The organism is Pseudomonas sp. HD6515 (assembly GCF_024971855.1).
Classification (GTDB): domain Bacteria; phylum Pseudomonadota; class Gammaproteobacteria; order Pseudomonadales; family Pseudomonadaceae; genus Aquipseudomonas; species Aquipseudomonas alloputida.
This window is the reverse complement of record NZ_CP079827.1, coordinates 3,224,875-3,249,739: the sequence shown is the minus strand read 5'-3', so window position 1 is coordinate 3,249,739 and position 24,865 is coordinate 3,224,875. Positions and strand designations below refer to the sequence as shown.

At 63.3% G+C, this 24,865-nt stretch carries 19 protein-coding genes and 1 riboswitch; of the genes, 8 read left to right on the top strand and 11 right to left on the bottom strand.

All coding sequences use genetic code 11. From position 1 onward, the window contains the following. Window positions 1-115: 115 nt before the first annotated feature. On the bottom strand, window positions 116-1,444 hold the full coding sequence (locus tag KW568_RS15005; protein ID WP_004374354.1) for an MFS transporter: 1,329 nt from the start codon (window positions 1,442-1,444) through the stop codon (window positions 116-118). Window positions 1,445-1,607: 163 nt separating this feature from the next. Here KW568_RS15005 and KW568_RS15000 point away from each other — a divergent pair, with 163 nt between their 5' ends. Both KW568_RS15000 and KW568_RS14995 read left to right on the top strand, forming a co-directional pair. Beyond that, window positions 1,608-2,705, top strand: coding sequence for a sugar diacid recognition domain-containing protein (locus tag KW568_RS15000; protein WP_004576267.1), 1,098 nt, complete (start codon window positions 1,608-1,610; stop codon window positions 2,703-2,705). 141 nt (window positions 2,706-2,846) lie between these two features. Next, window positions 2,847-3,986 carry a glycerate kinase gene (locus KW568_RS14995; protein WP_004374360.1) on the top strand — a complete coding sequence of 380 codons (1,140 nt, stop codon included), beginning with the start codon at window positions 2,847-2,849 and terminating at the stop codon, window positions 3,984-3,986. Window positions 3,987-4,005: 19 nt separating this feature from the next. Here KW568_RS14995 and KW568_RS14990 read toward each other — a convergent pair whose 3' ends face one another. Beyond that, a complete protein-coding gene (locus tag KW568_RS14990; RefSeq protein ID WP_004374362.1) occupies window positions 4,006-4,905 on the bottom strand; it encodes a LysR family transcriptional regulator in 900 nt (299 codons plus the stop codon). Between the two features lie 127 nt (window positions 4,906-5,032). Between KW568_RS14990 and KW568_RS14985 the strand changes: the two genes are divergently transcribed. Then, window positions 5,033-6,073 carry an SMP-30/gluconolactonase/LRE family protein gene (locus KW568_RS14985; protein ID WP_004374364.1) on the top strand — a complete coding sequence of 347 codons (1,041 nt, stop codon included), beginning with the start codon at window positions 5,033-5,035 and terminating at the stop codon, window positions 6,071-6,073. Here KW568_RS14985 and KW568_RS14980 read toward each other — a convergent pair. The 4 genes from KW568_RS14980 to KW568_RS14965 all read right to left on the bottom strand — a co-directional run bounded on the left by KW568_RS14980 (window position 6,063) and on the right by KW568_RS14965 (window position 13,947). Then, window positions 6,063-7,043: a site-specific integrase gene (locus tag KW568_RS14980; RefSeq protein ID WP_080634963.1), complete on the bottom strand. Its 981-nt coding sequence runs from the start codon at window positions 7,041-7,043 to the stop codon at window positions 6,063-6,065. The genes KW568_RS14985 and KW568_RS14980 overlap by 11 nt on opposite strands. Before the next feature lie 60 nt (window positions 7,044-7,103). Beyond that, window positions 7,104-9,431: a bifunctional diguanylate cyclase/phosphodiesterase gene (locus KW568_RS14975; protein WP_004576265.1), complete on the bottom strand. Its 2,328-nt coding sequence runs from the start codon at window positions 9,429-9,431 to the stop codon at window positions 7,104-7,106. An 81-nt stretch (window positions 9,432-9,512) separates the two neighbouring features. Further along, a complete protein-coding gene (locus KW568_RS14970) occupies window positions 9,513-10,496 on the bottom strand; it encodes an SCO family protein (RefSeq protein WP_004576264.1) in 984 nt (327 codons plus the stop codon). A gap of 55 nt (window positions 10,497-10,551) precedes the next feature. Further along, on the bottom strand, window positions 10,552-13,947 hold the full coding sequence (locus KW568_RS14965) for an Ig-like domain-containing protein (RefSeq protein WP_050562526.1): 3,396 nt from the start codon (window positions 13,945-13,947) through the stop codon (window positions 10,552-10,554). Window positions 13,948-14,188: 241 nt separating this feature from the next. Further along, window positions 14,189-14,303, top strand: a riboswitch (TPP riboswitch). Between the two features lie 78 nt (window positions 14,304-14,381). Between KW568_RS14965 and KW568_RS14960 the strand changes: the two genes are divergently transcribed. The 5 genes from KW568_RS14960 to codA all read left to right on the top strand — a co-directional run bounded on the left by KW568_RS14960 (window position 14,382) and on the right by codA (window position 19,645). After that, window positions 14,382-15,029, top strand: coding sequence for a TenA family protein (locus tag KW568_RS14960; protein WP_004374380.1), 648 nt, complete (start codon window positions 14,382-14,384; stop codon window positions 15,027-15,029). Further along, window positions 15,026-15,691, top strand: coding sequence for a thiaminase II (gene tenA / locus KW568_RS14955; protein ID WP_033726651.1), 666 nt, complete (start codon window positions 15,026-15,028; stop codon window positions 15,689-15,691). The genes KW568_RS14960 and tenA overlap by 4 nt, the downstream gene beginning before the upstream one ends. 228 nt (window positions 15,692-15,919) lie before the next feature. Continuing rightward, entirely contained in the window at window positions 15,920-17,185 is a 1,266-nt protein-coding gene (codB, locus tag KW568_RS14950; RefSeq protein ID WP_004576261.1) for a cytosine permease, read from the top strand. Then, a complete protein-coding gene (locus tag KW568_RS14945; RefSeq protein WP_004576260.1) occupies window positions 17,182-18,399 on the top strand; it encodes a PucR family transcriptional regulator in 1,218 nt (405 codons plus the stop codon). Before codB ends, KW568_RS14945 begins: the two co-directional genes overlap by 4 nt. Before the next feature lie 4 nt (window positions 18,400-18,403). Then, complete coding sequence (codA, locus tag KW568_RS14940) at window positions 18,404-19,645, top strand: cytosine deaminase (RefSeq protein WP_004374387.1); 1,242 nt, start codon at window positions 18,404-18,406, stop codon at window positions 19,643-19,645. Window positions 19,646-19,658: 13 nt separating this feature from the next. On the opposite strand, the gene KW568_RS14935 is transcribed toward codA, so the two are convergent. The 5 genes from KW568_RS14935 to KW568_RS14915 form a co-directional block, all read right to left on the bottom strand. Next, on the bottom strand, window positions 19,659-20,606 hold the full coding sequence (locus KW568_RS14935; RefSeq protein WP_004576259.1) for an ornithine cyclodeaminase family protein: 948 nt from the start codon (window positions 20,604-20,606) through the stop codon (window positions 19,659-19,661). Further along, window positions 20,603-21,592 (bottom strand): threonine/serine dehydratase, encoded by a 990-nt coding sequence (locus KW568_RS14930; RefSeq protein ID WP_004576258.1) that lies wholly within the window; start codon window positions 21,590-21,592, stop codon window positions 20,603-20,605. Before KW568_RS14930 ends, KW568_RS14935 begins: the two co-directional genes overlap by 4 nt. Before the next feature lie 93 nt (window positions 21,593-21,685). After that, window positions 21,686-22,291: a transcriptional regulator gene (locus KW568_RS14925; protein ID WP_004374393.1), complete on the bottom strand. Its 606-nt coding sequence runs from the start codon at window positions 22,289-22,291 to the stop codon at window positions 21,686-21,688. Between the two features lie 188 nt (window positions 22,292-22,479). After that, entirely contained in the window at window positions 22,480-23,424 is a 945-nt protein-coding gene (locus KW568_RS14920; RefSeq protein ID WP_004576257.1) for a PDR/VanB family oxidoreductase, read from the bottom strand. Next, window positions 23,421-24,851 (bottom strand): amidohydrolase family protein, encoded by a 1,431-nt coding sequence (locus tag KW568_RS14915; RefSeq protein WP_004576256.1) that lies wholly within the window; start codon window positions 24,849-24,851, stop codon window positions 23,421-23,423. The genes KW568_RS14920 and KW568_RS14915 overlap by 4 nt, the downstream gene beginning before the upstream one ends. Window positions 24,852-24,865 lie beyond the last annotated feature (14 nt).

Sequence of the window (24,865 nt, the reverse complement as noted above, 5' to 3'; positions counted from 1 at the left end):
TGAGCTGACGATCGGTGGCGGGTGTGGATTTGGTGTGGCTTGGGTGGGCATCATTGCAGGCTTGCCCGCGCCCACAGGCTTGAAACTTGTGGGCGTGGGCAAGCCTGCGAATGCCTCAACTCACCCGTGCAGTACTCAGCGAACCCGCTCGCGTTACACGCAAGGCCACCAGGCTACCCAATACGATCAACGCGGCGAGCGAATACAGTGCGGCATCGGTTGAGCCGGTCTGGTCCTTGATGAACCCGACCAGGTACGGGCTGAGAAACCCCGCCATCTGGCCTACCGAGTTGATGATCGCCAGACCTGCCACGGCGGCTCCGGCACTGAGCAGCGCAGTCGGCATTGGCCAGAACATCGGCAAACCGGTAAGCGCGCCCATGGTGGCGATCGACAAGCCAAGAATGGCAATGCTCGGGTTGCCGGCGAAGTTCACCGCAATCAGCAGGCCGACGGCGCCCATCAGCATTGGCACCACCAGGTGCCAGCGGCGCTCGTTGCGCAGGTCGGCCGAGCGCCCGCAAAGGATCATGAACACACCCGCCAGCAGGTACGGGATGGCGCTGAGCCAGCCGATCAGCAGCGGGTTGTCGAAGCCCATGCTCTTGATGATCGAGGGTAGCCAGAAGTTGATCGCGTATACGCCGCTCTGAATGCAGAAGTAGACGAAGCCGAAGGTCCAGATCAGCGGGTTGGTCAACACGGCCAGCACGCTGTCGCTGGTGGTGCTCGGTTTGCTTGCAGCATCGGCCTGCAGGTCGGCAGCGATCAGTTGGCGTTCAGCCGGGCTCAGCCAGGCGGCTTTCTGGTAGCCGTCACTGAGCAGGAACACCGCCAGTACGCCCAACGCCACGGTCGGCAGGCCCTGGATCAGGAACATCCACTGCCAGCCGGCCAGGCCGTGCTGGCCGGCGGCGAAATGTTCGAGGATCCAGCCGGAGAACGGCCCGCCAAGCAGGCCCGATACCGGGATCGCCGACATGAAAAGGGCCATGATGCGGCCGCGCCGGGCCGCCGGGAACCAGCGCGAGAGGTACAGCACCACACCTGGGAAGAAGCCGGCTTCGGCAGCGCCAGTGAGCAGGCGCAGGGTGTAGAACTCGGTAGGGGTGGTGACGAACAGCAGGCAGGTGGACAGGCTGCCCCAGGCGATCATCATCAGCGCGATCCAGCGCCTTGGGCCGAAGCGATTGAGGGCCAGGTTGCTTGGCAGGCCACACAGTACATAGCCGATGAAGAAGATGCCGGCGCCAAGGCCGTACACCGTTTCGCTGAATTTAAGGGCGTCGAGCATCTGCAGCTTGGCAAAGCCGACGTTGACGCGGTCCAGGTAGTTGAACAGGTAGCAGATGAAAATGAACGGAATCAGCCGCAAGGTGATGCGCCGGTACAGCGCGTTGCGGGTGGTGTCCGTGCCTTGGTCAGGGGCGGGGCTGTGTGCCATGATCGGGTTCTCTGTTGTTATGGTTTTCGCCGCGTCGCCTGTTCCGGCGCTCGCCCTGACGAGTCTCGGGGACTGCGGCTAGCCTGTCTTTGTGCTTTTGCACAGCGCTTGGCCCAGGCTGCTGTGCCCGAGCCCAAAAGCCAAACACCTAAAGGACCACGCAATGTTCGAACTCGACCATGACCTGGCGCAGGATATCGTTGACCGGGCAATGGCCATCTTGCCTTGCAACGTCAATGTCATGGACAGCCAAGGGTTGATCCTGGGCAGTGGTGAGCCGGAGCGCATCAACACCCGTCACGAGGGGGCGCAGCTGGTCTTGGCCAATGGCCGGATCGTCGAGCTGGATACCGACGCGGCCAAGTGCCTGAAGGGCGTGCAGCCCGGTGTGAACCTGCCATTGATGCTCGATGGGCGGCTGATGGGCGTGTTAGGCCTGACCGGCGACCCGCAGCAGGTGCGCACGTATGGCGAGCTGGTGCGCATGACCGCCGAAATGCTGCTGGCCCAACGCAATTTACAGGCTGACCAGCAATGGCGAAGGCAGCGCTGTGACGACCTGCTGGCGCTGTTGCTCGGCGGCAGCGGTAACGCCCCGCGCTTGCTGGACGAAGCCCGTCAGTTGGGCTTGAAACCTCAGCTGGCGCGGATACCGTGCCTGTTCGAGATTACGTCGGGGCCACCTGCCGAGGCGCTGGCCGCATGGTTGATGAGCCGTTATCCGGATAGCTGGTGCGTCAGCCCGGCCCGCCAGTCGTTGCTGTGGTGCCGCCCGGCAGGCGTGGCACTGGATGAACTGCGCCTGCTGGAACGCCTGCAACGCCACGGCTGGGACATTGAGCGACTGGCCCTGGGCAGTGCAGCGCCGAGCCTGGAGCAGTTACGCCGTGGTTACCGCCGGGTGCGTGACTTGCTGGCCTATGGCCGCGAAGTGTTGCCCAGCGAACGATTGCTCAGCCTGCAGCGCTACCGGCTGCCAGCGCTGCTTTGGCGCCACCGTAACGACGACGCGCTGGACGAGCTGCTGGAGCCGTTGCAGCGCATCCGCGCCAAGGACAGCAGTGGCCAGTTACTCACCACCCTGCGCGCCTGGTGTGCACATGACGGCCAGAGCCAGTCCTGTGCCGATGCCCTGGGCATCCACCGCAACAGCCTGCGCTATCGACTGGAGCGCATAGCCGAGCTGGGTGAGGTCGACCCGCTGCGCCTGGAAGGGATGCTTAGCTTGTATCTGGGGTTGCAGCTGTTGCCCGCTGACTGAAGTATTCACTTGCCGGCGATTGGGCCAGAACAGGCAAAAAGGCATCTGCCCAAACAACCCGGCCGGCGTTTTGTGCATTTGACCGAGGCCACCTGGGCAGCCACCTGTCAGCATGCCGCTCATCAGGACAGGAGAAACCCCATGAAAATCGTCATTGCCCCCGACTCGTTCAAGGACAGCCTCGACGCTGCCGGTGTCGCCCGCGCCATCGCTGCGGGCCTGAGCGAAGCGTGGCCCGAGGCTGAACTGGTCGAGTGCCCAATGGCCGACGGTGGCGAAGGCACCATGGAGGCGATCCTGGCCGCCAGCCAGGGTGAACTGCGCCGCCAGTCCGTGCGCGGGCCATTGGGGGAGCACGTCGAGGCCGGCTGGGGTTGGTTGCCGCAAAGTCGCACCGCAATCATCGAAATGGCCCAGGCCAGTGGCTTGCAACGGGTGCCAACCGGCCAGCGCGATGCTTGCCGCAGCAGCACCTGGGGGACCGGTGAGCTGATTGCCGCAGCCCTCGACGCTGGCGCTCAGCGTGTGGTGCTGGCCATCGGTGGCAGCGCCACCAACGATGCCGGCAGTGGCATGTTGCGAGCGCTTGGCCTGCGCCTGCTGGATGCTGACGGGCAAGCGCTGGAAGAGGGCGGCCTGGCCTTGGCCAAGCTGGCCCGTATCGACGCCAGCAGTCTCGACCCGCGCCTGGCCGGGGTGCAGTTTGAAGTCGCGGCGGATGTCGACAACCCCTTGTGTGGCGCCAACGGCGCATCGGCGATCTTCGGCCCGCAGAAAGGTGCCAACCCGCAGCAAGTAGAGGCGCTGGACCACGCGCTGAATCATTTTGCCGACCATTGTGCGCTGCTGTTGGGCGCGGATGTGCGCGATTACCCTGGTTGTGGTGCGGCCGGTGGCATGGGCTTCGCTGCCCGGGCATTCATGGCCGCGCAGTTCCGCCCTGGAGTGGAAGTCGTGGCTGAGCTGGCTGGCCTTGACGCCCTGGCACAAGGGGCAGATCTGGTGGTGACGGGCGAGGGGCGTTTCGATGCCCAGACACTGCGCGGCAAGACGCCGATGGGGGTGGCGCGGGTTGCCAAGCGCCATGGCGTGCCGGTGGTGGTACTGGCCGGGACCTTGGGGGAGGGGTATCAGCAGTTGTATGCCCATGGGGTCGACGCTGCATTTGCCCTGGCCAGTGGACCGATGAGCCTGGAGCAGGCGTGTGTGAATGCTGCCGAGCTGTTGCAGGCCAGGGCTTGTGATATAGGTCGGCTGTGGCGCTGCGCGAAGCGAGGCTGAACACCGTGCAGAAATGGCCTTATTGCTGCGTCTCGAACATGGCAATGAAGTTGGCCAGCGCTGGCGAAGTATTTTGGGCGCTCCATTTCATGTACAGCCCAAGCCCTGGGGCGGGCTGGTCATCGATAGGGCGGATCGGGCAAAACCGCACGCGTTCGCGCGGGGTCGAGCGGACGAACGACTCCGGCACCAGGGCCACGCCAAAGCCGCAGGCCACCAGACCCAGCAGGGTGTGGATCTGCGCCGCCTCCTGCACGACCTTGGGGTAGAACCCGGCCGACTCGCACAGCGCAACCAACTGTGCGTGGTAGCCCCCGCCCAGCGCTTGCGGGGTGAACACGAAGTCCTCATCGGCAAACTCGCGCAAGTCGACGGCCTCGTGCCGCGCCTTGGAATGGCTGGCGGGCAGCGCCATGACGATCTGCTCGTCAAGCAGCAAGCGTGCCTCCAGGGTGCCGGCCGGCAGCGGTAGCCTGCGCATGAAGCCGATGTCCGCCTCACCGGCCAGCAAGGCCTTGGCCTGGGAAGCGGATGGCATCTCGCGGATGGTCAGCTGCACGTTCGGATAAGTCTCCCGAAAGCGGCGCAAGCGGTTGAGCAGCGAATCGTAATAAGCGATGGAAATGGCCGTGATGGTCAATTTGCCGCTGACCCCCGCAGAAACGTTGCGCGCGTACTCGATCCCTTGTTCAAGTTCAGCAAGCGTGCGGTAGGCGGTGTCGAGAAATGCTGCACCCGCTGCGGTCAGGCGCACCCCGCGCTTGTTGCGCAGAAGCAGGCCGAAACCGAGCTTTTCCTCGAGCCGGTTGATCGCCTGGCTCAGCGGTGGTTGCGCCATGTGCAGGCGCTGGGCGGCCTTGTGAAAGTGCAGCTCTTCGGCCACGGCGATGAACTGCCTGAGCAAACGTGTTTCGATCATCCAGCAATCCTGCAGCGTGGCGACTCGGCGGTGATATCCATGGGATATCAAAGTTGCATGCTTTTAATATTAAGTCATTGATTTTTTTGTTGATATCGTAAGAAAGGAGAATTGAAGGTAGCCAGAAATGCCCGTTACTCACCTGGCCGGTGCGCTGTGCCGTCCCACTGATTGCACCTTGCGCACCAGCAATAGCCAGCACATCGCCACGCGCTTCAACGAACACAGCAGTGTCAGCCACCCTCGGGACCTTGGCCGTGTGCAGGTGGCCGAGCGCTGGAGCCGCATCAAGGAATGCAATTACGTGCCGGTCAAAGTGGCCAACACGCGCGCGGACCTTGGTGAAAGCCTGGTCTGGGATGAACGCAGCGGCGTGCTGTACTTTGTCGATATCTCTGGCGGGCGTATCAACGGCCTGACACCCGATGGCGAAGTCGAGTGCCTTTACGAGTCTGCCGCGCGCATTGGCGCCCTGGCGCTGACCGACCGGGGCAACCTGATTTTCACCGAGGATGCCAGCGTAGCCCTCTTCGATGTGCCAACACGCAAGGTGAGCCAGCATTCGGCATCGGTCCATCCGCGCTCGACTTACCGCTTCAACGATGGCGCCTGCGACCCACAGGGACGCTTCGTCACCGGCCTGATGGACGAGGCCCTCAGTGACAATACCGGGGCGCTTTTTCGCTTTGACTGGCAGTTGAGCGACCAGGTGATCCACGATGACATGGGCTTGCCCACCGGCCTTGCCTGGTCGCAGGACGGCCATACGGTGTACTTCGTCGATTCGGCGGCGCGTGCGATCTACCGCGCCGAGTACCTCATCGAAGGCCGGCTGGGGGCTGTCACGCTGTTTGCCGAAACCCCCGCCGAACTGGGGCGGCCGGATGGTCTGGCGCTGGACCGCGAAGGCGGGCTGTGGGTGTGCCAGTACCATGGCAGCTGCCTGCTGCGCTACGACCGCCACGGGTACCTGACCGACCAGGTGTTGATGCCAGTACCGTGCCCCACCAGCTGCTGCTTTGGCGGGCCCGGGATGAACACCTTGTACATCAGCACCGCGCGTTACGACATGACGCCAGAAGACCTGCACCATTATCCGGACGCTGGCGACCTGTATGCCATCCGCCCGGAAACGGGCGGCGTCGCCAGGCACAGCTTCAAGGAATAAGCGGTTGCACCTGACTGGCCGGTAGCACGGCCAGATCGCCAAAACGCTGCGCCGAGTCGATGTAGCGCAGCGCCGACTTGGCGTCTTTCCAGCCCACATAGCTCATCAGCGACTTCAGTTCCCAACCATTGGCCGTGGCCCAGGTGGCGAAGCCACGCCGTAGCGAGTGGCCGGTATACAGCGCCGCCGGCACCCCGGCGCGTTCCAGCATGCGCCGCAGCAGGCCCACCAGGCTGTTGCTGTTGAGCGCGTTGTCGCCAAGGTTGCCCCAGCGGTCGAGTTTGCGGAACACCGGCCCATAGGCAATACCGGCGACTTCAAGCCATTGCAGGTAGGCAGTGACAGGGCACAAGGCCTTGAGCGCAGGGGTGCGGTGCTGGACGCCCAAGGCTTCGCGGTCGCCCTTGCTGCGTGGCAGGAAAAGCGTAATGCCGACACCGGCTTGTGCCTGGATGTGTTCGATGCGCAGGCGTGCCAGCTCATCGCCGCGAAAACCACGCCAGAAACCCAGCAACAGCAAGGCGCTGTCACGGCGAGCCCGGCGCAGGGCTGCCAAATCATGGTGCTCGCGGGCTTGTCGGGCTTCTTCTTCGAAACACGTCACAGCGGTTTGCAGGTGTTGCAGCAACAGCGGGGCGGCCTGTTTGGGCGGCGTCGGGTGCAGGGTGCGGATGCCGCGTAGCACCTGACGCACCAATGGCGCCTTGGTCGGATCGGGGAAGCCTTGGGCGACGTGCCATTGGCTGAGCGCGGCCAGGCGTTGGCGCAGGGTGCTGACTGCATGCTGGTCGGCATGATCGGCCAGGTAGCGGGCGATACTCTCGGCGGTGGCCGGGAGAAAGCCGCCCCAATGGCTTTCGAAGTGCTCGATGGCGGCCTGGTAGCTGCGCCGGGTGTTGTCACGGGTGGCGGCGCGAAGGTAGCGCTCGATATCGGTCATGGTGCGGGTGTCGGTGTGTGATCGGTACACGATAAACCGAAATGCGTTGCCTGTCCTTGCTCAACGCCATCGGCAAGCCTGCCGTTGCGCTCAGTACACGCATGCCTTGTCCTCGATACCGTTGAAGGGCGGGTAAACCCACAGCTGCGGCAGCGACAATGGCCGGCTGAAGTGGTAGCCCTGGGCGATATCGCAGCCGGCAAGCTTCAGGTACACCACCTGTTCACGGGTTTCCACCCCCTCGGCCACCACTTCCAGGCCCAGGCGCTTGGCCAGGATGATGGTGGAGGACACGATCGGGCTGTCGTCATGGCTGTTGGACAGCGCCGCGATCAGCGAACGATCGATCTTCAGCTTGCTCAGGGGCAGTGAATGCAGGTGGGCAAAGCCGGCGTAGCCACGGCCAAAATCGTCCAGACTGATACCCAAACCTGCGCCGCGCAACGTATGCAGGTGCGCCACCGCCGTGCCTTCGGGGTCAAGGATGGTGGTTTCGGTAATTTCCAGCTCCAGCTGCTGGGGCGCGATGCCATGATGCTGCAATTTGCTCAGCAGCCGGTCAGCAAAATCGGCTTGACGCAGCTGCAGGGCGGAGACATTGACTGCCAGCCGTGTCTTGCGGCCTTGGGCATTCCAGCTCGACAAGGCTTCACAGGCCAGCCGAATGACCTCCCAACCCAGTTCGACAATGAAACCACTGCGCTCGGCCAGGCCGATGAAGCGGTCCGGGTACAGCAGGCCGAAATCAGGGTGGTCCCAGCGCACCAGCGCCTCGTAGGCCAGCACCTGGTGGGTGTCCAGGCGCATCTGTGGCTGGTAGTGCAGCACGAACTGGCGTTCGGCCAAGGCACTGCCGAACGCTTGCTCAAGGGTGAAAGCCTGGATATCGGCCAGGTTCAGCGAGGGGTCGAAAAAGCGATACTGCGCGCGTCCAGCCTGCTTGGCCGAATACATTGCAGCATCGGCACTGCGTATCAGGCTGTCGATGTCCTGGCCATCACGCGGGCAGATGCTCACCCCTACGCTGGGGCTGGTGTTGACCTCTTGGCCATCCAGGGCGTACGCGGCCGACAGTTTCTGCACCAGTTCGTGGACCCAGGCGTTGATCTGCGCCTCGCTGCGCTCGCCGGCCAGCAGCACCACGAATTCGTCGCCGCCAAAGCGCGAAGCCTCGTCGCCGGGCTCCAGCAGGCGCTGGATACGCCCGGCCACAGCCTGTAGCAGCAGGTCACCAATCTTGTGTCCGAGCGAGTCGTTGATCGACTTGAAACGGTCCATGTCGATGAACAGGATCGCCATCAGTCGGCGCTTGCCACGTTGCCGAGTCAGCGCCTGGCTGGCCACTTCGACGAACTGGCGGCGGTTGTGCAGGCCGCTGAGGTGGTCCGTGGCGGCGGCGTGGCTGCTGCGCCGGTGTTCGTCCTCCAGGCGCACGATCAGTTGCTGATTGACCTGCTGGGCATGTTCCAGCGCGTCGAAGGCCTCCTGGCGCTTGCGCAGCAGGCGCAAGGTCCATAGCAGGCTGGCCAGGATCATCAGGGTCATGCTCAGGTTCAACCAGAACTGCCGGGAATAGGCCAGCGTCGAGGGTGCGAGGATTTCCGCCTGGCGCTGGCTGACCACCACGCTGAAGCCGTGCTCGGGTGCATGGCGGTACAAGCTTTGGTAGGCATCACCCGCTACGTATTGGGTCAGCATGCCCGCTTCGGTGTTTAGCGCCGGCAGCGGTGGCTGCAATAGGTCGCCCGCAGTCACCACGCCGCTGTTGTCGATGCGCAGCCGCTCCAGGCCGTCATCCTGCAGCAGACGCACCAGGCCACTGTTGCCCAGGTCGATAGGCTGGAACAGCACCGCCAGGTAGCCGACGTCCAATTGCACCAGCAAAAGGTTGTCGATTTCCCGGCCGGTCGAATTGGTCAACGGCAGCAGGAAGGGCAGGCGCCCAGTGGGCGGGGCAGCGTTTTGGCTGACAGGCTGAATGCTCGGCAGGAAAGGTTTGAAACCGTAGCGGTCAATGTGCCGCTGCAGTTGGTGCAACCAGTCTGCCGGCAACTCGGCGGCCTCATCGGTGTGGCTGGCCGCTAGCAGCCAGCCTTGTCGGTCGTACAGGCTCAAGCGCTTGAACACTGGGTCTGCGGCCAGGCTGGGTACCAGGCTGAAGTTGCCTTGGCGCAGCGCTTTCATGTCGTCCTGGGTAACACGACCCACCGCCTGGGCGCGGTCGACAAGCTGTCGCAGGTTTTCGCCCACGATGCTGGCCAGGTTCAGGTGCTCGACGGCCTTGGCCGACAGTGCACCCTGTCGGGCGGTGGCTTTCTGCGTGACGTGCAGCCCCCAGAGAAAGGCCAGGGTCGCTGCACAGAGCATCAGGATCAGCAGTCGCAGAAGGCTGGAGGAGGAAAGCGAACGGCGAATCACTGCTGATAGTTCCCGACCCTGGGTAATGCTCGGAAAATACGACAATAAGATGACAGCCTGATGACTGGTGGCCAATAGCCTTTAGGGGATTTCCCTATTAGCCATGGGTGTTTGCAAGCGAGCCGTTTCCTCTTCGAGGTAGCTCATCAATGCACTGACTTCAGCATCGCCCAAGCGCATGTTGGGCATGGCCAGGCGGTTGTATTGTTCGAACAGCAGCATGGCCAAGGGGTCTTTTTCGGCCAGCATCTGGTCGGGCACCTTGAGCCAGCGGGCCAGCCAGTTGGCGTCACGCTGACGGGTCACGCCCAGCAGGTCGGGGCCGATGCCTGGCTGGCCTGGCTCGGTGTTGCCCACGGTATGGCAGGACGAGCAGCGGGTACGGAATATCTGCTCGCCGCTGCTGGGTGAGCGGATTTGCGGAGCCTGAGCGTAGTCATTGCTCATGGCGCTGGCCTGCTTCCAGTTGTGCAGGCTGTTGCCCAGGCGGTCGGCAAGGATGTACGGGCTTTCGAAAGGTGAGGCTTTCATCCAGCGGCCGGTGGCCTGGTTGCCGATGATGAGGCTCAGGTTGTGGTCTTTTGAGCGGCCGTTTTCCAGGCCATCGATCCACAGCCCCAGGCTGCGGCGTAGTTGCTCGATGTCGTCGGGTTCGCCGGTCAGCAAGGTCCAGCCTGGGCCGATGCCGAACTTTTCGGCATAGCGCTTGAGGGTGGCGGGGGTGTCGTTATAGGGGTCGATGCTGATGGAGTAGAGGAAGATGTCTTTGCCGACCCGGTCACCGAGGATTTTCTGTACCTGGCGCAGGCGAGCGGTTTCTACTGGGCAGGAGTCGGAGCAGCCGGTAAAGATGAAGTTGATGGCGACCACCTTGTCCTTGATCAGGTCGTCGAAGAAATGCACTTTTTCGCCGTCCTGAGTGAGCAAGGGGATGTTGGGGAAATAGCTGGCCCCCCAGGGAGAGGCCGCTGCTTCGGCCACCGTTCGTTGGGGTTGCAGCGGCCAGAACGGAATGCTGGCGGCGAACAACGCGAGTACCAGCAGGAAACGCCATGAGCTGGGCATGATGCGGTCCTCGTGGGTTGGCTGATGGGGGCCGCATAGCGGCCCCGCTTTGCACTCACTTGTAGGTGACTGGCGCTGTCACCGTCTGGCCCAGCGTCGATTTCACCGTGACCGTCGCTGGCGTGGCCGGGCCAAAGCCGGTGGTGGTCACCGCTACCCGCCAACGGGCCCCCGTAGTCGTGGCAGTCAGCGTCGCGTTCCCCAGGCTTACCGGACCACCGGTGGTTGCTGCAGTCACGCTGATGCTGTTGCCCGTGGCGACCGTGGTAGTCCCCTGCACATCCCAGGTGAAACGGTTGCCGCTGCGTACCTGCACCGTGGCACTGGTGACCTTGAGCTCGTCGGCCGCCGCTGCTGCGGTGACGGCGATGCTGACCGTGGCCGGGGTCACCGACTCGGCCCCCTTGGTATCACGCGCCGTGTAATTGAAGCTGGCCGTGAACGGCGTGGCGACCGTAGCGGGTGGGTTGTACGTCACGGTGGTGCCGTCTGTGCTGACGGCTCCCTGGCCGGAGTCTGGCTGGCTGAGGCCGGTGACCGTGAGCGGTACGTTGCCGTCCGGGTCGCTGTCGTTGGCCAGCACGTTCAGGGTGATCGCCTTGCCTGCAGTCGTTGCGGCACTGTCATTGGCCACGACAGGTGGTTTGTTGGCCGGGTCGTCATTGTCGTTATCGGTTTTGGTGCGGAACGTTGGCAGGCCTACCGAGGCCATGTAGCGCACGCCGTCCCATCCTGGCAGCGGGGTGGGCATCACCTGGAACTGCCCCGGATGTTCAATGTCCCAGCGCAGCAGCATCGAAGAGTCCTCGTGCTGGGTGTTGTGGCAGTGCTCCATGTAGGTGCCGGCGAACTCGCGGAAGCGGATGGCCATTTCCACCTCTTCGGACGAATCAGGTTCCGACCCGATACGGTACACATCCTTGCGCGCCCATTTTTCCCATTCTGGCGGGGCCTTGCCGTCGCGGCTAAGAATCACGCCTTCCTCGAAGTGCACGTGTACCGGGTGGCTCCAGCCATTGCCGCCGTTGACGATCTTCCACACTTCCAGGGTGCCGTCGCCGCTGAAACCACCGTCGGTGGACTGGTTGGCCAGTTGCGGCGCGGCACTGATGCGGCGTGGGTCCATGCTGTAGCCAAAGCCGCCGTCGGTCTTGATGGTCCACGGGGTGGTGTCCGTGCCGTCAGAGCGGCCAAAGATGAACTCGCGGTGGCGGGCATCCTTGAGTTTGGCCTGGTCGGCTGCGGCGTCGCGGTCAATGGGCAGGGGCAGCATTTTCAGGCCTGCAGCCTTGCCTGGCTTGGCCGGCTCATAGGCTACCGGGTCCATGCTCAGGTCCTGGCCGGTGTACGGTTGCACCCACAGCTGCAGAAACTTGCCGACAGCCGGGTCGCCGTTGTCCCACTGCGGGCCTTTGCTGGTCTGCTTGATTACTGCCTTGTATTTTTCCGACAGCACGTCGGCCAACGGGATAGCTTGCTTCGGACCTTTGCCGGAGTCGTGCTCCATCAGGTTGACGAAGTACAGCTTGTCGCCGGCCTTGATGCCGTTCTTGGCGAAGTTGATGATGATGTCGTAGCGCTCGGCAATGGCCTGCAACGGCAAGACGCCGTTGTTGTCTTGCAGGTTCCCGTCACCATTGAGGTCCATCGTGCCGTCGAATGGCACCGCATGTTCCATGATGTTGCCGTCGTTGGCGATCATGTGGAACGGCACCCGCGCATACGACAGGTTGGAGCCGGACGGGCCTTTGAACTCACCACTGGTACCGGCAATCTCCCGCACCACGGCGAACTTGAAGTAGCGCGACACCGAGCCGTTGAGGAGACGGAAGCGGTAACTGCGCGCACGCACCTTGAGCCTGGGCTTGTACTGCCAGTTGACCAGAATCTGGTCAGCGAGGAAGCCGTCCGTGTTGAACGGGTTGAACCACAGCTGGCCATTGGCATCCCAGGCTTTGTCGGCAACCACCAGGTTGACGTCATAGTCACGGTTCCCCCAAGGCATGGCTGACCCGCTTGGGAAGCGCAGGTTGACACCGTCCTGCAGGGCCTCGTTGCCGCGGTCCAGGGCGCTGTAGTAGTTCATCATCACGGCGTTGCCCTTGTAGACGTTCTGCGCCGTGAAATCCATCATGTGGTCGTGGAACCAGTGGGTACTCATGGTTTCGCGCCAGTCGCCACGAATCTTGATACTGCCGTTCTCGCAGGTTTTCAGGCCCGGTGAACCATCGTTGACGAACAAGGTTTCACCCGGCGAGCAGGGGAAAGCGGCACGCGGGTCCTGGGCACGGGTGTTGATGGTGTCGTAGCCGGCCAGCTGCACCGGCCAGCGGTAGTCGTAGTACTGGCCGGGGAAGAAGTACGCGTTGGCAAAGCCGTCGCTTTCGGCCGGCGAGTGGCCGTTGTGCTCGTGGGTCGAGATGGTATGCAGGCCAAAGCCACCGTTGGCCGAGGGGTCAATCGGCAGTGCGTTGTAATGGCGCATCAGAATTGGCTGGCCGTAGCGCACCATCAGCAGCTTGGGCGGGAAAGTGCCGTCGAAGGTCCAGAGCGATTTGTGGTTTTGCAGCGGCATGTTCGGATGGAAGCGTGTGTCGATGCCCTTGGTGGTGCCCAGCGTGGTCGGAATGTCGGAGGTCTGGTAGTACAGGCCGCCCGGGGCAAATTCACCGACGGCATAGTTGTGCAGTTGCTTGCGGTCGCGCAGGCCGAGGTTGATGCGCGCACCGGCCTGGGCGGTCTTGAACGCTGCCTGCGGGTAAAACTCGTTCCAGCGCTGGTGCGACCAGCCTTTTCCTGGTGGCCGGCCTTCAGCGGGCGAGCCGACCGGCTGGCGGTTGAGGAACATCTCGATCTGCGCCTTCCATGGGTTGCGGTCCAGCACGTTGGCGTACTGGGTCGGAAACGGGTACAGGCCGGGTTGCTTGAGGAACGCTTCCAGTGCGTTGCCACTGGGGCCGCTGCGTGCCACCACGTTGGGGTCTTGGGCGGGGGCCGCGCCGAGGGTCGGTACCGGGAAGGTCAGATCGGGCACCGGCGTGGTCGGGTCGAGCTTCTCTGGTCCGAATTCTTCGAACAGCAACAGTTGCTGGGTGAAAGGTTGCGCACCGAACAACGGGCTGGGTTTGCCGTTGGTAGGGTACTTGTCCGACGTTTGCAGGGCAGGCGGCAGCACGTTGTCGGTGCGTACCGTGTTGCGGTCGCCATACATGCCATCGGTCAGCTCCAGCGAGCCTTCGTTGGCCTCCGGCATGGTGTTCAGCTCAAGCAAGGTAGCGGTCGGGTCGTCCGGCTGGTCGGTGTAGGCCGACGGGTCGGTCGGCGGTGGCATGCTGTTGTCGTCGAGGGGGGATGCCATGGCCGTGATCAATCCGAGGCTGATCATCAGTGCCGTGACAGAGGACAGATGGAACACGCGTCTGGACGCGTGACTCGCAGCAGGTGTTTTCATTGGCTTAAGCCTCTTTTGCGGCCTTAGGGCCTTAAGCCATCAATGGCGTTTTGCCCGTTAAATGGCCATCAGCAACAGCTATGCCAACAGATATTTCAGTAATGCTTTGACATACAAAACCTTGCAGTGTCTGGCGTGCACTAAAAGATGGCGCGTCAAGAATGGGGACAGATACCCATTAGCGGGTCACCATTGCCCACCGTTTGGGTAGTGACAGGCGCGGCGCCCTCGGGTATACCTGAGCGCCACCAAGGGGAGCCCGGCAATGGGCTGAGAAACCGCTGAACGCTGCAGCGCGGTGACCCTTCGAACCTGATCCGGATCATGCCGGCGAAGGGATGGGGCTTGTAACCTGCCTTTTTGCCGGCCTCACTGCGAGGCCAGTCCATGCCAACTTTCAAGGTCTCGCTGTCACCCTCATCAAGGACAGCAACATGACCGAACGTTTCAGCCAGTCCCTGCGCCGCCAGAGCGAGCCGACCTGGTCGGCGGCCGTTGGCCACCGTTTCGTGACCCGATTGTGCGACGGCAGCCTGCCGGACCCGATCATGGTCGACTACCTGGTCCAGGACCACCGTTTCCTCGACAGCTTCGTGACCCTGCTAGGCGCGGCCATCGCCACCGCTGACACGTTTGAAGCCCGCCTGCGCTTCGGCCGCTTTGCCGGGATGATCTGCAGTGACGAGAACACCTACTTCCTGCGTGCCTTCGAGGCCTTGGGTGTCAGCCCGGCGCAACGCAGTGAACCGGCCGATACCGCGCCTACCGCAGGTTTCAAGGCGATCATGCGCGAAGCGGCAGCCACCCGTTCCTACGCAGCGGCACTGGCGGTGCTGAACGTTGCCGAAGGCCTGTACCTGGACTGGGCGCTCAAGGCGCCGAAACCGATGCCGGACAACTTCGTCCATGCCGAGTGGATTACCCTGCATGACAACCCGGCATTCCAGGCATTCGTCGCTTTCCTGCAGGCCGAACTGGACCGCGTCGGCCCGCAGGAGGCCGCATTGGCAAGTGACTTCTACCAGCGCACCGTGGCGCTGGAGCTGGCTTTCTTCGATGCAGTGTACCCGGAGGGCAAATGAGCATGGATATCTTCGAGCGCCTCAAGGCCGCTGCCTCGCCACAATGGAACCGCTACGTAGACCATGACTTCGTGCGTCAGATGGGCGAGGGCACGCTGAGCGAGGAAGCGTTCCGGACCTACCTTGTGCAGGATTACCTGTTCCTGATCCAGTTCGCCCGCGCCTGGGCGTTGGCTGCCTACAAGAGCCGCCGCCCGGCCGACATTCGCGCGGCGCAGGCCGGGCTGTCGGCGATCCTGGATGAAACCGAGCTGCACGTGCGCCTGTGCGCGCGCTGGGGCTTGACCCAGGCAGACATCGAGGCCGCGCCAGAGCATCAGGCCACGGTGGCATACACCCGTTATGTGCTGGACTGCGGCGCAGCCGGCGACCTGCTGGAGCTGCACGTGGCACTGGCACCTTGCGTGATCGGCTATGCCGAAATCGGCCGGACCCTGGCCGAGCGCATTGGCGACTTGAGCAATCACCCCTACCGCGAGTGGATTGGCGAGTATGCCGGGGAGGGCTACCAAGGGGTGGCCGCAGCAGCGCGCAAGCACCTCGATGAACTGGCGGCGCGCAGCATGACCGAGCAGCGGTTCGCCGAACTGGCAGGGATTTTTGGCCAGGCCTCCAGCCTGGAGGCTGATTTCTGGCAAATGGGGTTGGACGGGACCGTGTAAACCGCCGTGGGCTGGGTGATTACTACCCAGCCCAGGCCCGCTTTGGTGCATGAGCGCCTCAAAATAAGTCGTCCCGCACACTTCAGATCGTCAGATCGCAGCTTTAATGTGCACAGTGCATATGGATTTCTGGGCGAGCAGCCCGATTTCTTCCGGGTGGCGGCGCAGGAAAAAGCGGCCCGCATATTGCTCTTTCCGCTCCCAACTACACACCCGGAGCCCCGTGCAATGAGCTCACCCAGCGAATTTCCACTCAGCGAAGCCCCCCAGTCCGCCCGCAAGGGCCTGCTGCCGATCGCGATGGTCTTGTTCAGCTTCACCTTCTTTACCGGCACGATGTTCGCCGGCGGCAAGCTGGGCATGGCATTCAGTTTTGTCGACATGCTGTGGGTGGCGACCCTCGGCAACAGTTTGCTTGCCTTGTATGCCGCAGTGCTGGCCTTCATCGCCTCACGCAGCGGGCTGAATACCGTGTTGATGGGGCGCTTCTGTTTTGGTGAAGCGGGGAGCCGGCTCTCGGACTTTCTGCTGGGTTTTGCCGAACTGGGCTGGTATGCCTGGGGTACGGCCACGGTGGCCATCGTGCTGGTCAAGCTGCTGGGGCTGGCGGATGGTTTCGGCATGCCGTTGATGGTGCTGTTCGGGCTGGGCTTCAGCATTACGGCCATTATCGGTTTCAAAGGGCTGGACCTGTTGTCGCGGGTGTCGGTGCCATTGATGTTCGTGCTGCTGTTGGTGTCCATGTACATCGCCACCCGCGATGCCGGTGGCTTTGCCGGCCTGGCTGCAGTCGTCCCGCATGAAACCATGACCTTTTCGGCGGCAGTGACCATGGTCTTCGGCACCTTCGCCAGTGGCGCCACCCAAGCCACCAACTGGACACGGCTGGCACGCAGTGGCCGGGTAGCGGTGATCGCCAGCGTGGTGGCATTCCTCCTTGGCAACGGCCTGATGGTGGTGGCCGGGGCGTGGTGCGCGATGGTTTATCAGCAAGCCGATATCGTCGACGTGATGATGCTGCAGGGCCTGTCGTTCGCGGCCGTGGTGATGCTGTGCCTGAACCTGTGGACCATTCAGGGTCCGACCATCTACAACGTGTCGGCCGCCGCCTGCCACTTGTTGCGCAGCGAGCGCCGGCGCACGGCAACGCTGGTGGCGGCCGGGGTTGGCATTGTGCTGGCGATGGGTGGCATGTACGAAATGCTGATCCCGTTCCTGGTGCTGCTGGGGTCGATCATTCCGCCGGTGGGTGGGGTGATCATGGCTGATTTCTGGTACCGCCACCGCGGCAAATACCCGGCACTGGGTACGGCACACCTGCCACGCTACAACCTCACCGGGCTGTTTGCCTATGCCGTGGGCGCAGTACTGGCCTATGCCTCACCGTGGGTCGCGCCGCTGGTGGGCATCGCCGCCTCGGCAGTGTGCTACATCGTCATTCTAGAGCTGGGCGCACGCCGCCGCGCGCCCGGCCAGGCGGGCGTCGAGCCGTGAGCCTGGCGCTGGACGAGCTCCTGCATTTGCCCGGTCTGCACGAAATGCAGGTGCGGGCCGGCGCGCGCAACCTGCAGCGGCGGGTACGCTGGCCTTACGTGGCGGAGAACGAGGGTATCGCCGAATGGGTGATGGGCGGTGAACTGGTATTCGTCACCGGCATCAATCACCCGCGCGGCGAAGCCAACCTGCTGAGCCTGGTGGAGGATGGCGACGCCGTGGGCATTGCCGGCATGGTGATTCTCACCGGCGGCAGTTTCATCCAGAGCATCCCGGCGCCCGTTGTCGCGCGCGCCGAGCAGCTGGGCTTGCCGCTGATCGAACAGCCCTACGCACTGAAGATGGTGGTGGTCACCCACCTGATCGGCACTGCACTGGTACAGATGAGCCAGGCGCGCCGCTCGCGTAACGACATCCTTGGGCAACTGCTCACAGGCGACTACCCAAGCCTGGCGATTGCCCGGCAGCGGGCAGCACACCTGCAACTGGCCCTGGATAAACCGCGGCGCCTGCTGGCGTTGCGCCTGACGGGCGTGGACGCCTTGTTCGAGCGCCAAGGGCTGGCCCACGGCGAGCGTACCTGGCAAGCCACCCGGCAGGCCCTGGAAGACCAGCTCGAAGCCTGGTGCCGCCAGCGGCCCGGCAGTGTGACGGCGCAGTTGCCGGGCGACCTGTTCGTGGTGCTGCTGGCCGATACACACGACTTACCCGAGACCTTGGGCGCGCTGTACCGGCAGCTGCAAGCCGCGACAGGTGAACTGGGCCTCTACATGGGCCTGTCGAGCCTCGCTGACGATTGCGCGCACTACCGCCAGGCCCTCAACGAGGCACGCCAGGCGCTGGATGTGGCGCAGCATCTGCGCCCGGCCAACGGTTATTGCAACTTCAGCGAGCTCGGCGTGTTGCGCCTACTGCAAGGTATTGTCGACCGCTCGCTGGTTGACGATTTCGTCAGCCGCACCCTCGGCCCGCTGATCGCCCCTGGGCGCAAACACGCCCATGCTTTGGTGCATACCCTCGACGCCTTGCTCATGGAAAATGGCAACGGGCTCAAGGCCGCACAGCGTCTGGGGCTGCACCGCAACACGATCAATCAGCGCATCCAGCGCATCGAACAACTGAGCGGGCAGTCGCTGGACGACCCGCTTTTTCGCATGAATGCTTCGGTCGCCATGCTGGTATGGCGCATGAGCGAAGCCCACGGCAAGGAGTAACAGCATGAACATCATCAACGCACGCCTGCGCGGCAAGCCTGGCCTGTTCCGCGTCGAACTGAACGGCGAGCGCATTGCCGCCATCGTGCCCCAGACCGACGTCGTGGCGCCCGCTACGGGCAATGACCTGGACGCCGGGCAAAACCTGGTGGTCGCGCCCTTTGTCGAGCCGCACATTCACCTAGATGCCACGCTGACCGCAGGTGAGCCGAAGTGGAACATGAGCGGCACGTTGTTCGAAGGCATCGAGCGCTGGTCGGAGCGCAAGGAAATCACCACCCACGACGACATCAAGACCCGTGCGAAAAAAACCATCGGCATGCTGGTGGACCACGGTATCCAGCATGTGCGCACCCATGTCGATGTGACCGATCCGAAACTCACCGCGCTCAAGGCCATGGTCGAGGTGCGTGACGAAGTGCGGGAGCTGATCGACCTGCAGATTGTCGCCTTCCCGCAGGAGGGCATCGAGTCGTACGCCAACGGCCGGGCGCTGATGACTGAAGCCGTGGCGATTGGCGCCGACGTCGTCGGCGGCATTCCGCATTTCGAAAATACCCGCGACCAGGGGGTATCGTCGGTGAAGTTCCTGATGGACCTGGCCGAGCGCACCGGCTGCCTGGTGGACGTGCACTGCGACGAGACCGACGACCCGCAATCACGCTTCCTAGAAGTGTTGGCCGAAGAAGCGCGGGTACGCGGCATGGGGGCCCGGGTCACGGCCAGCCACACCGTGGCCATGGGCTCGTATGACAATGCGTATTGCTACAAGCTGTTCCGCCTGCTCAAGCTGTCGGGCATCAACTTCGTGTCGTGCCCGACCGAGAGCATTCACCTGCAAGGGCGCTTCGACAACTATCCGAAGCGTCGTGGCGTGACCCGCGTAGCCGAGATCGACCGCGCCGGCATGAACGTGTGCTTCGGCCAGGACTCCATCGTCGACCCGTGGTACCCACTGGGCAATGGCAATATCCTGCGCATTCTCGAAGCCGGCCTGCACATCTGTCACATGCTCGGCTATGAAGACCTGCAGCGCTGCCTGGACCTGATTACCGACAACAGCGCCCGCACACTGAACCTGGGCGAGCGCTATGGCATCGAGGTGGGTCGGCCGGCGAACCTGTTGCTGCTGTCGGCGCCGGATGATTACGAGATGGTGCGCAGCCAGGGGCACGCGTTGGTATCGGTACGCAATGGCAAGGTGCTGATGCAGCGCACGCCAGCGCAGGTGCAACGTTTGCGCTGACGCTGTTGTCGCCTCAGGTGCACAGGGCTGCCAGGGCGTAGCTTGCGACTTGTGCATCCTGCACTGCCACACCGGTCAGGTCCGCCAAGGTAATCTGGCTGTCGTGCTCACGCCCCTTGGCACGGCCAGCCAGCAGCGTACCCAGCTCGATCAGCTGGTGAGCGTCGATCTGGCCACTGCCGAGGGCATGGGCCACTTCGCCGTACTGGCTGCACTGCGCGATGGCGTCGACGATGATACGGTCTGCTCTTGCCACCAGTGCCGGGTCCAGTTCCTGCTTGCCGGGCGCATCGGCACCGACGGCGGTGATATGCGTGCCCGGCTGGACCCAATCGCTGTGCAACAGCGCCTGGCGAGAAGGCGTGGTGCAGACGATCAGGTTTGCCGCGCCCGCAACCTCGGCAGCATCCTGCGTGCTGTGCACTGCGAAGCCCAGCTCGCGGGCAAATGCCGTATAGGCCGCAAGCCCGCGTTCATGCCGACCCCAGACAATCACCTGGCGACAATCAGTAACAGCGCGAAGCTGCTCAAGCTGCATCTGCGCCTGCATGCCGGTGCCGAGGATGCCAATGGCCTTGACCTGGGCCGGCGCCAGCAGCCGGGCGGCGATACGCCCGGCCAATGCGGTGCGCATGGCAGTCAGCCAGCCTTGGTCCTGCAGCAGTGCCAGCGGCTGACCGGTGTGTGCAGACAACACAAGCATCAAGCCATCATTGCTCGGCAGGCCCTTGGACGGGTTGTCGTAGAAGCCTGTCGAAAGCTTGACGGTGAAGGTCGGGCTGCCTTCGATGTAGGCCGACTTCACGCAACAGTCACCGTTCGCGCCCTTGAATGCGAAGCCCTGCACGGGCGGCACCTGCACCTTGCCTTCGGAGTAGGCGATGAAGCCTTCCTCCAGTTGGCTGACCGCGAGCTCGGGGTTGAAGCGAGCGATGATCTGCGCCTTGCTGAAGACCCTCATTGAACGGCCTCGAGGAACTTCTCCAGCAGGATGTTACGGCCACACAGGATCACCGCGACACGCTTGCCCTGATAGCGTTCGGCGAGCTTCTGCATGCCGGCGACCGCAACCGCTGCAGCGCCTTCGATGATCCAGCGCTCACTGCTGGCGATGTCGCGCATGGCGCAGCGGATTTCGTCCTCGCTGACCAGCACGGTATCGGTGAGCAGCGCCTGGCAAAGCGGGAAGGTGATGGAGCCTGGCTCGACGCCGCCAGCCGTGCCGTCCGACAGCGTTTCGCAGGCATCCAATTCGATGATTTCACCGGCCTTGAGTGATTGCTGCAGGGTTGGGTCATTCGCCGGCCAGCAGCCGATGATCTCAGTGCCCGGCTTGAGGACGCGCAGGGCGGCGCCGATACCGGAAATCATCCCGCCACCGCCCACGGCGACGAACACCGCGTCCAGGTCTGGCGCCTGCTCGAACAACTCCACGCCTATGGTGCCCTGGCCGGCAATGACTTGCAGGTCGTTGTAAGGTGACACGAAAGGTACGCCCTGGGCCTTGGCTTGCCTGGCGGCTTCCAGCTCTGCACTCAGCGGGTCGGTGGGCAGGCAGACCACTTCGGCGCCCAGCGCGCGCATTGCCTCTGTTTTGTATGCCGATGCGCCCGTGGTGGTGTAGACCTTCACTGGCACGCCCGCCATCTTGCCGGCCAGGGCCAGGGCCTGCCCGTGGTTACCGGATGAGGCGGCTATCACCCCCTGCTTGCGCGCCTCGGCCGGCAGCAGGCGCATCTTGTTGCTGGCACCGCGAAACTTGAATGAACCGGTGTGCTGCAGGTGTTCGCATTTGAGCAGCACTTCACAGCCGGTCAGTGCCGACAAACGAGCGCTGTGCAAGAGCGGGGTAATGCTGACGGCCGGGCGGAGCGCCGCATGGGCGTCCTGAATGTTTTGGTGCAATGTATCAAGGAACTGGGCATCAACGGACGGGGTGGCTGGCATGACGGGTCCTTGCAGGCGTATGGATAATTTGTCCACCATAGAATAATATTCCACCAACAGCAAGAGCGTGTGCCTACAGCCAGGCAATACCGCCTAGGCCCTGACTTCCTTCAGGTATTTGTACACGGTGGCCCGCCCCATGCTGAGGACGTTGGCAACGTAATCGGCGCCGCTGCGCCCCTCGAATGCACCCTCGGCATGCAAGGCCAGGACAAGGTTGCGTTTGTCTTTCATCTTCAAGGTCTGCAGCGACAGGTTATGCGCTTGCAGCCACGCTTGCAGGAAGGTGTTGATGCGCTCCTGCCAATCGTTGCGGAACAACGCATCCGGTTGCGGCTCCAGCCGACTCATCTGGAAGAACGCATCCAATGCCACACGCGCCTGTTCCAGCACCGACACGTTCAGATTGATGCACATCAGATACTCGGCTTCGCCTTGCGAATTGTGCAGCACAGCACTGATCGAGCGGACCTTCTGACCGTTCCAGTTGAGCTTCTCGTAGGGACCAAGGTTGGTACCCTTCAAAAGGTCACCCAGTTCTGAACCGAGTGCTGAATCATCGCCGAGCTTGCGATGTGAGAAATTATTGGCGATATGAACGATTGTCTGGCCGCGTATCTCATGAATGACGACTTCCGCGTGGGGGTACAGCAGCAGGGCAATGCTTTCAGCGATTGCCTGGTAATTTTCCAGTGTCATGCATTAGCCAATGATCTATTGAAGATCGCCTATGGTGGCCCTAGAGAATCCTGGGCACAAGACGGAGCTTTACCGGGTCAGGATCAAGTCCTGGCTGCGAGCCGCTCGCCTTGGCCATTGACTGCGTCAGCGGTTTTGCGTGCGCAGCTACCGTCAGCCGTTGGCCGTCGGGCAGCTGCGGGCGATGGTCAAACGTCCAGCACCAACCGGGCGCTGTGGCAGCCCGATACGCAGGGCGTTATCCATTCTCCGCTGTTGCGCTGGGCATCGCTGAGGTACTCGTCGCGGTGATCAAGCTGCCCCTCGATGACCCGGCTGACACAGGCGCCGCAGATACCCATCCCACATGACACGGGTAGCTCCACGCCAGCCCGCGATGCTGCTTGTACCAAACTTTCGCCCGGTTGCACCTCGACCTGGAGACGACTGCGCTGTAGCACCAGCGTGCAGTGACGCTCGACGTGCAAGGTGGGCTCTGCGGCCTGGAAATGTTCGCGATGAAGCGCCGTGGTTGGCCAGCCGCTTGCCAGCGCGACGTGCTCAACACAATCCATGAAACCTGCAGGGCCACAGCAATAGAGGCTTGCGCTGCCGTCCCAGGCCGGCAGGTGTTCCTCCAGGTACCCGGCGATCATCGGGGCGCGCAAGCCTGCATGAACCTCGGTATCCGCATCGAGGTACTGGCCAAAGGGCACCTGTTTGGCATCGCGGGTGAAAAACAGCAAGCGCACCGATCGACCTTGCGCTTGGCATTGCCGGTACATGGCGAGCAGTGGCGTGATTCCTATGCCTGCGGCCACCAAGACGACCTGTCCTGTGCCAGGTTGCAGGTTAAAGAAGTTGCGCGGCAGGCCCACCTCCACCCGGGCACCCAGCCGCAGGTGCTCGTGCAGCCATTGCGAGCCGCCGCGGGAGGCTTTTTCGCGCTTGATGCCCAGGTATACATGACCGTCCTCGGGCAGGCTGACCACTGAGTATTGGCGTACCACGCCATTGCCCAGGCGCAGGTCCACATGAGCGCCGGGTGCCCAGTCGAAGGGTAGGGGAGCTGGATCTTGCGGCGCCAGTTCCACACCTAGTACGTCGTCGGCTTCAAGGCGCAGGACCCGCACCTGCAGAGGCGTCCAGCTCATGCGCGTACCCCCGCGGCCTGTTGCAGGCGAAGTACAGCCTGCCGCGCCTGGCTGCCCAGTTCGGCGAGGTCCAAGCCAGGAAGCGCATCGTTTTCCACGCTCAGGCGGCCGCCTACCAGCAATGCCCGCAGTGTCGGACGGCCACCGCCTACCACTGGCGCGATGCCCAGATCATGCAGACCGAAGTAGCGGGGTTGATCGAGGCGGTAGATCGCCAGGTCCGCCGCCATGCCGACCTGCAGCGTGCCGATGGCGTCCAGGCCTAGCACCTGGGCGCCACCTGCCGTGCCCCAGCGCACGACGTCCTCCACGGTGGCGACATGCGCACCGCCCTCCAGATCGCCGCCAGCATGGCGGGCCATGGCGCGTTCGCCGGCCTTGGCCCTTTGCATCAGCCAGGCGGCGTGGGTTTCGCTGATCATGTCGCAGGCTTCGTTGGAGGCAGCACCATCCACGCCGATCGAAACCGACATGCCTGCAGCCTCCATGGCAACGATATCTGCGATACCACTGCCAAGCCGGCCATTGCTTTGTGGGCAGTGGGCGATGCCGGTGCCGGTGGCGCCCAGCAGCTGGATTTCTTCGGCGCTCAGTTTGACCAGGTGCGCGAACCACACGTCCGGCCCGAGCCATTCCTGCTCCGCGCAGAACACCACGGGCGAGAGGCCGTGGCGATCATGGACTTCGTTCTGGTACTCCACGGTTTCGCTCAGATGGCTGTGCAGGCGGATGCCCAGGCGGCGTGCGGTGCGGGCGGTCTCCCGCAGGTGCTCGGGCGGCATTGAGTAGGGCGGGCTGGTCGGCGCCATTACCACACGGCGCCAGGCATCATCGGCGGGATCATGGTAGACCTGCACCAAGCGCTGAACATCGTCCAGGTACTGCGTGAGGGTCTCAGGTCCGGCCGTCGCGGGGCCTTCCGCCTGACGTACCTGGGTTGCGCCGCCCCGGCAAAGGACGAAGCGCAGCCCCAGGCGCTCGGCTTCTTCGAAGAGGATCTGTGCGCTGTCGAAGGCCATGCCTGGCAAGTACAGGTAATGATGGTCGGCCACCGTGCTGCAGCCGGAACGGGCCAGCTCCACCAGCCCGACCCGTGCGGCCAAGCGAAAACTGTGCTCATCGAACAGCCCGCGATAGCGATAGGGCACGGCCCCCAACCAGGCACCGAGGCTCTGGTCGATGCCAGCGGGAATGCCCTTGAGCAAGGACTGGAACAGATGGTGATGGGTGTTCACCCAGCCTGGATACACCACGCAATCGGTGGCATCGAGCACTTGCTCACCTGGTAACGGTTGCAGCGAGCCCAGGGCGGCGATACGCCCCTGGGTGATACGGATGTCCGGCCCGACATGGCGCGCGGCGCCGCCGCGCAGGCCAGTGAGGATGGCGCTGGCGTTACGGATCAGCCAGCTGTTGCTGTGTTTCATGTTCGTCTCCATAG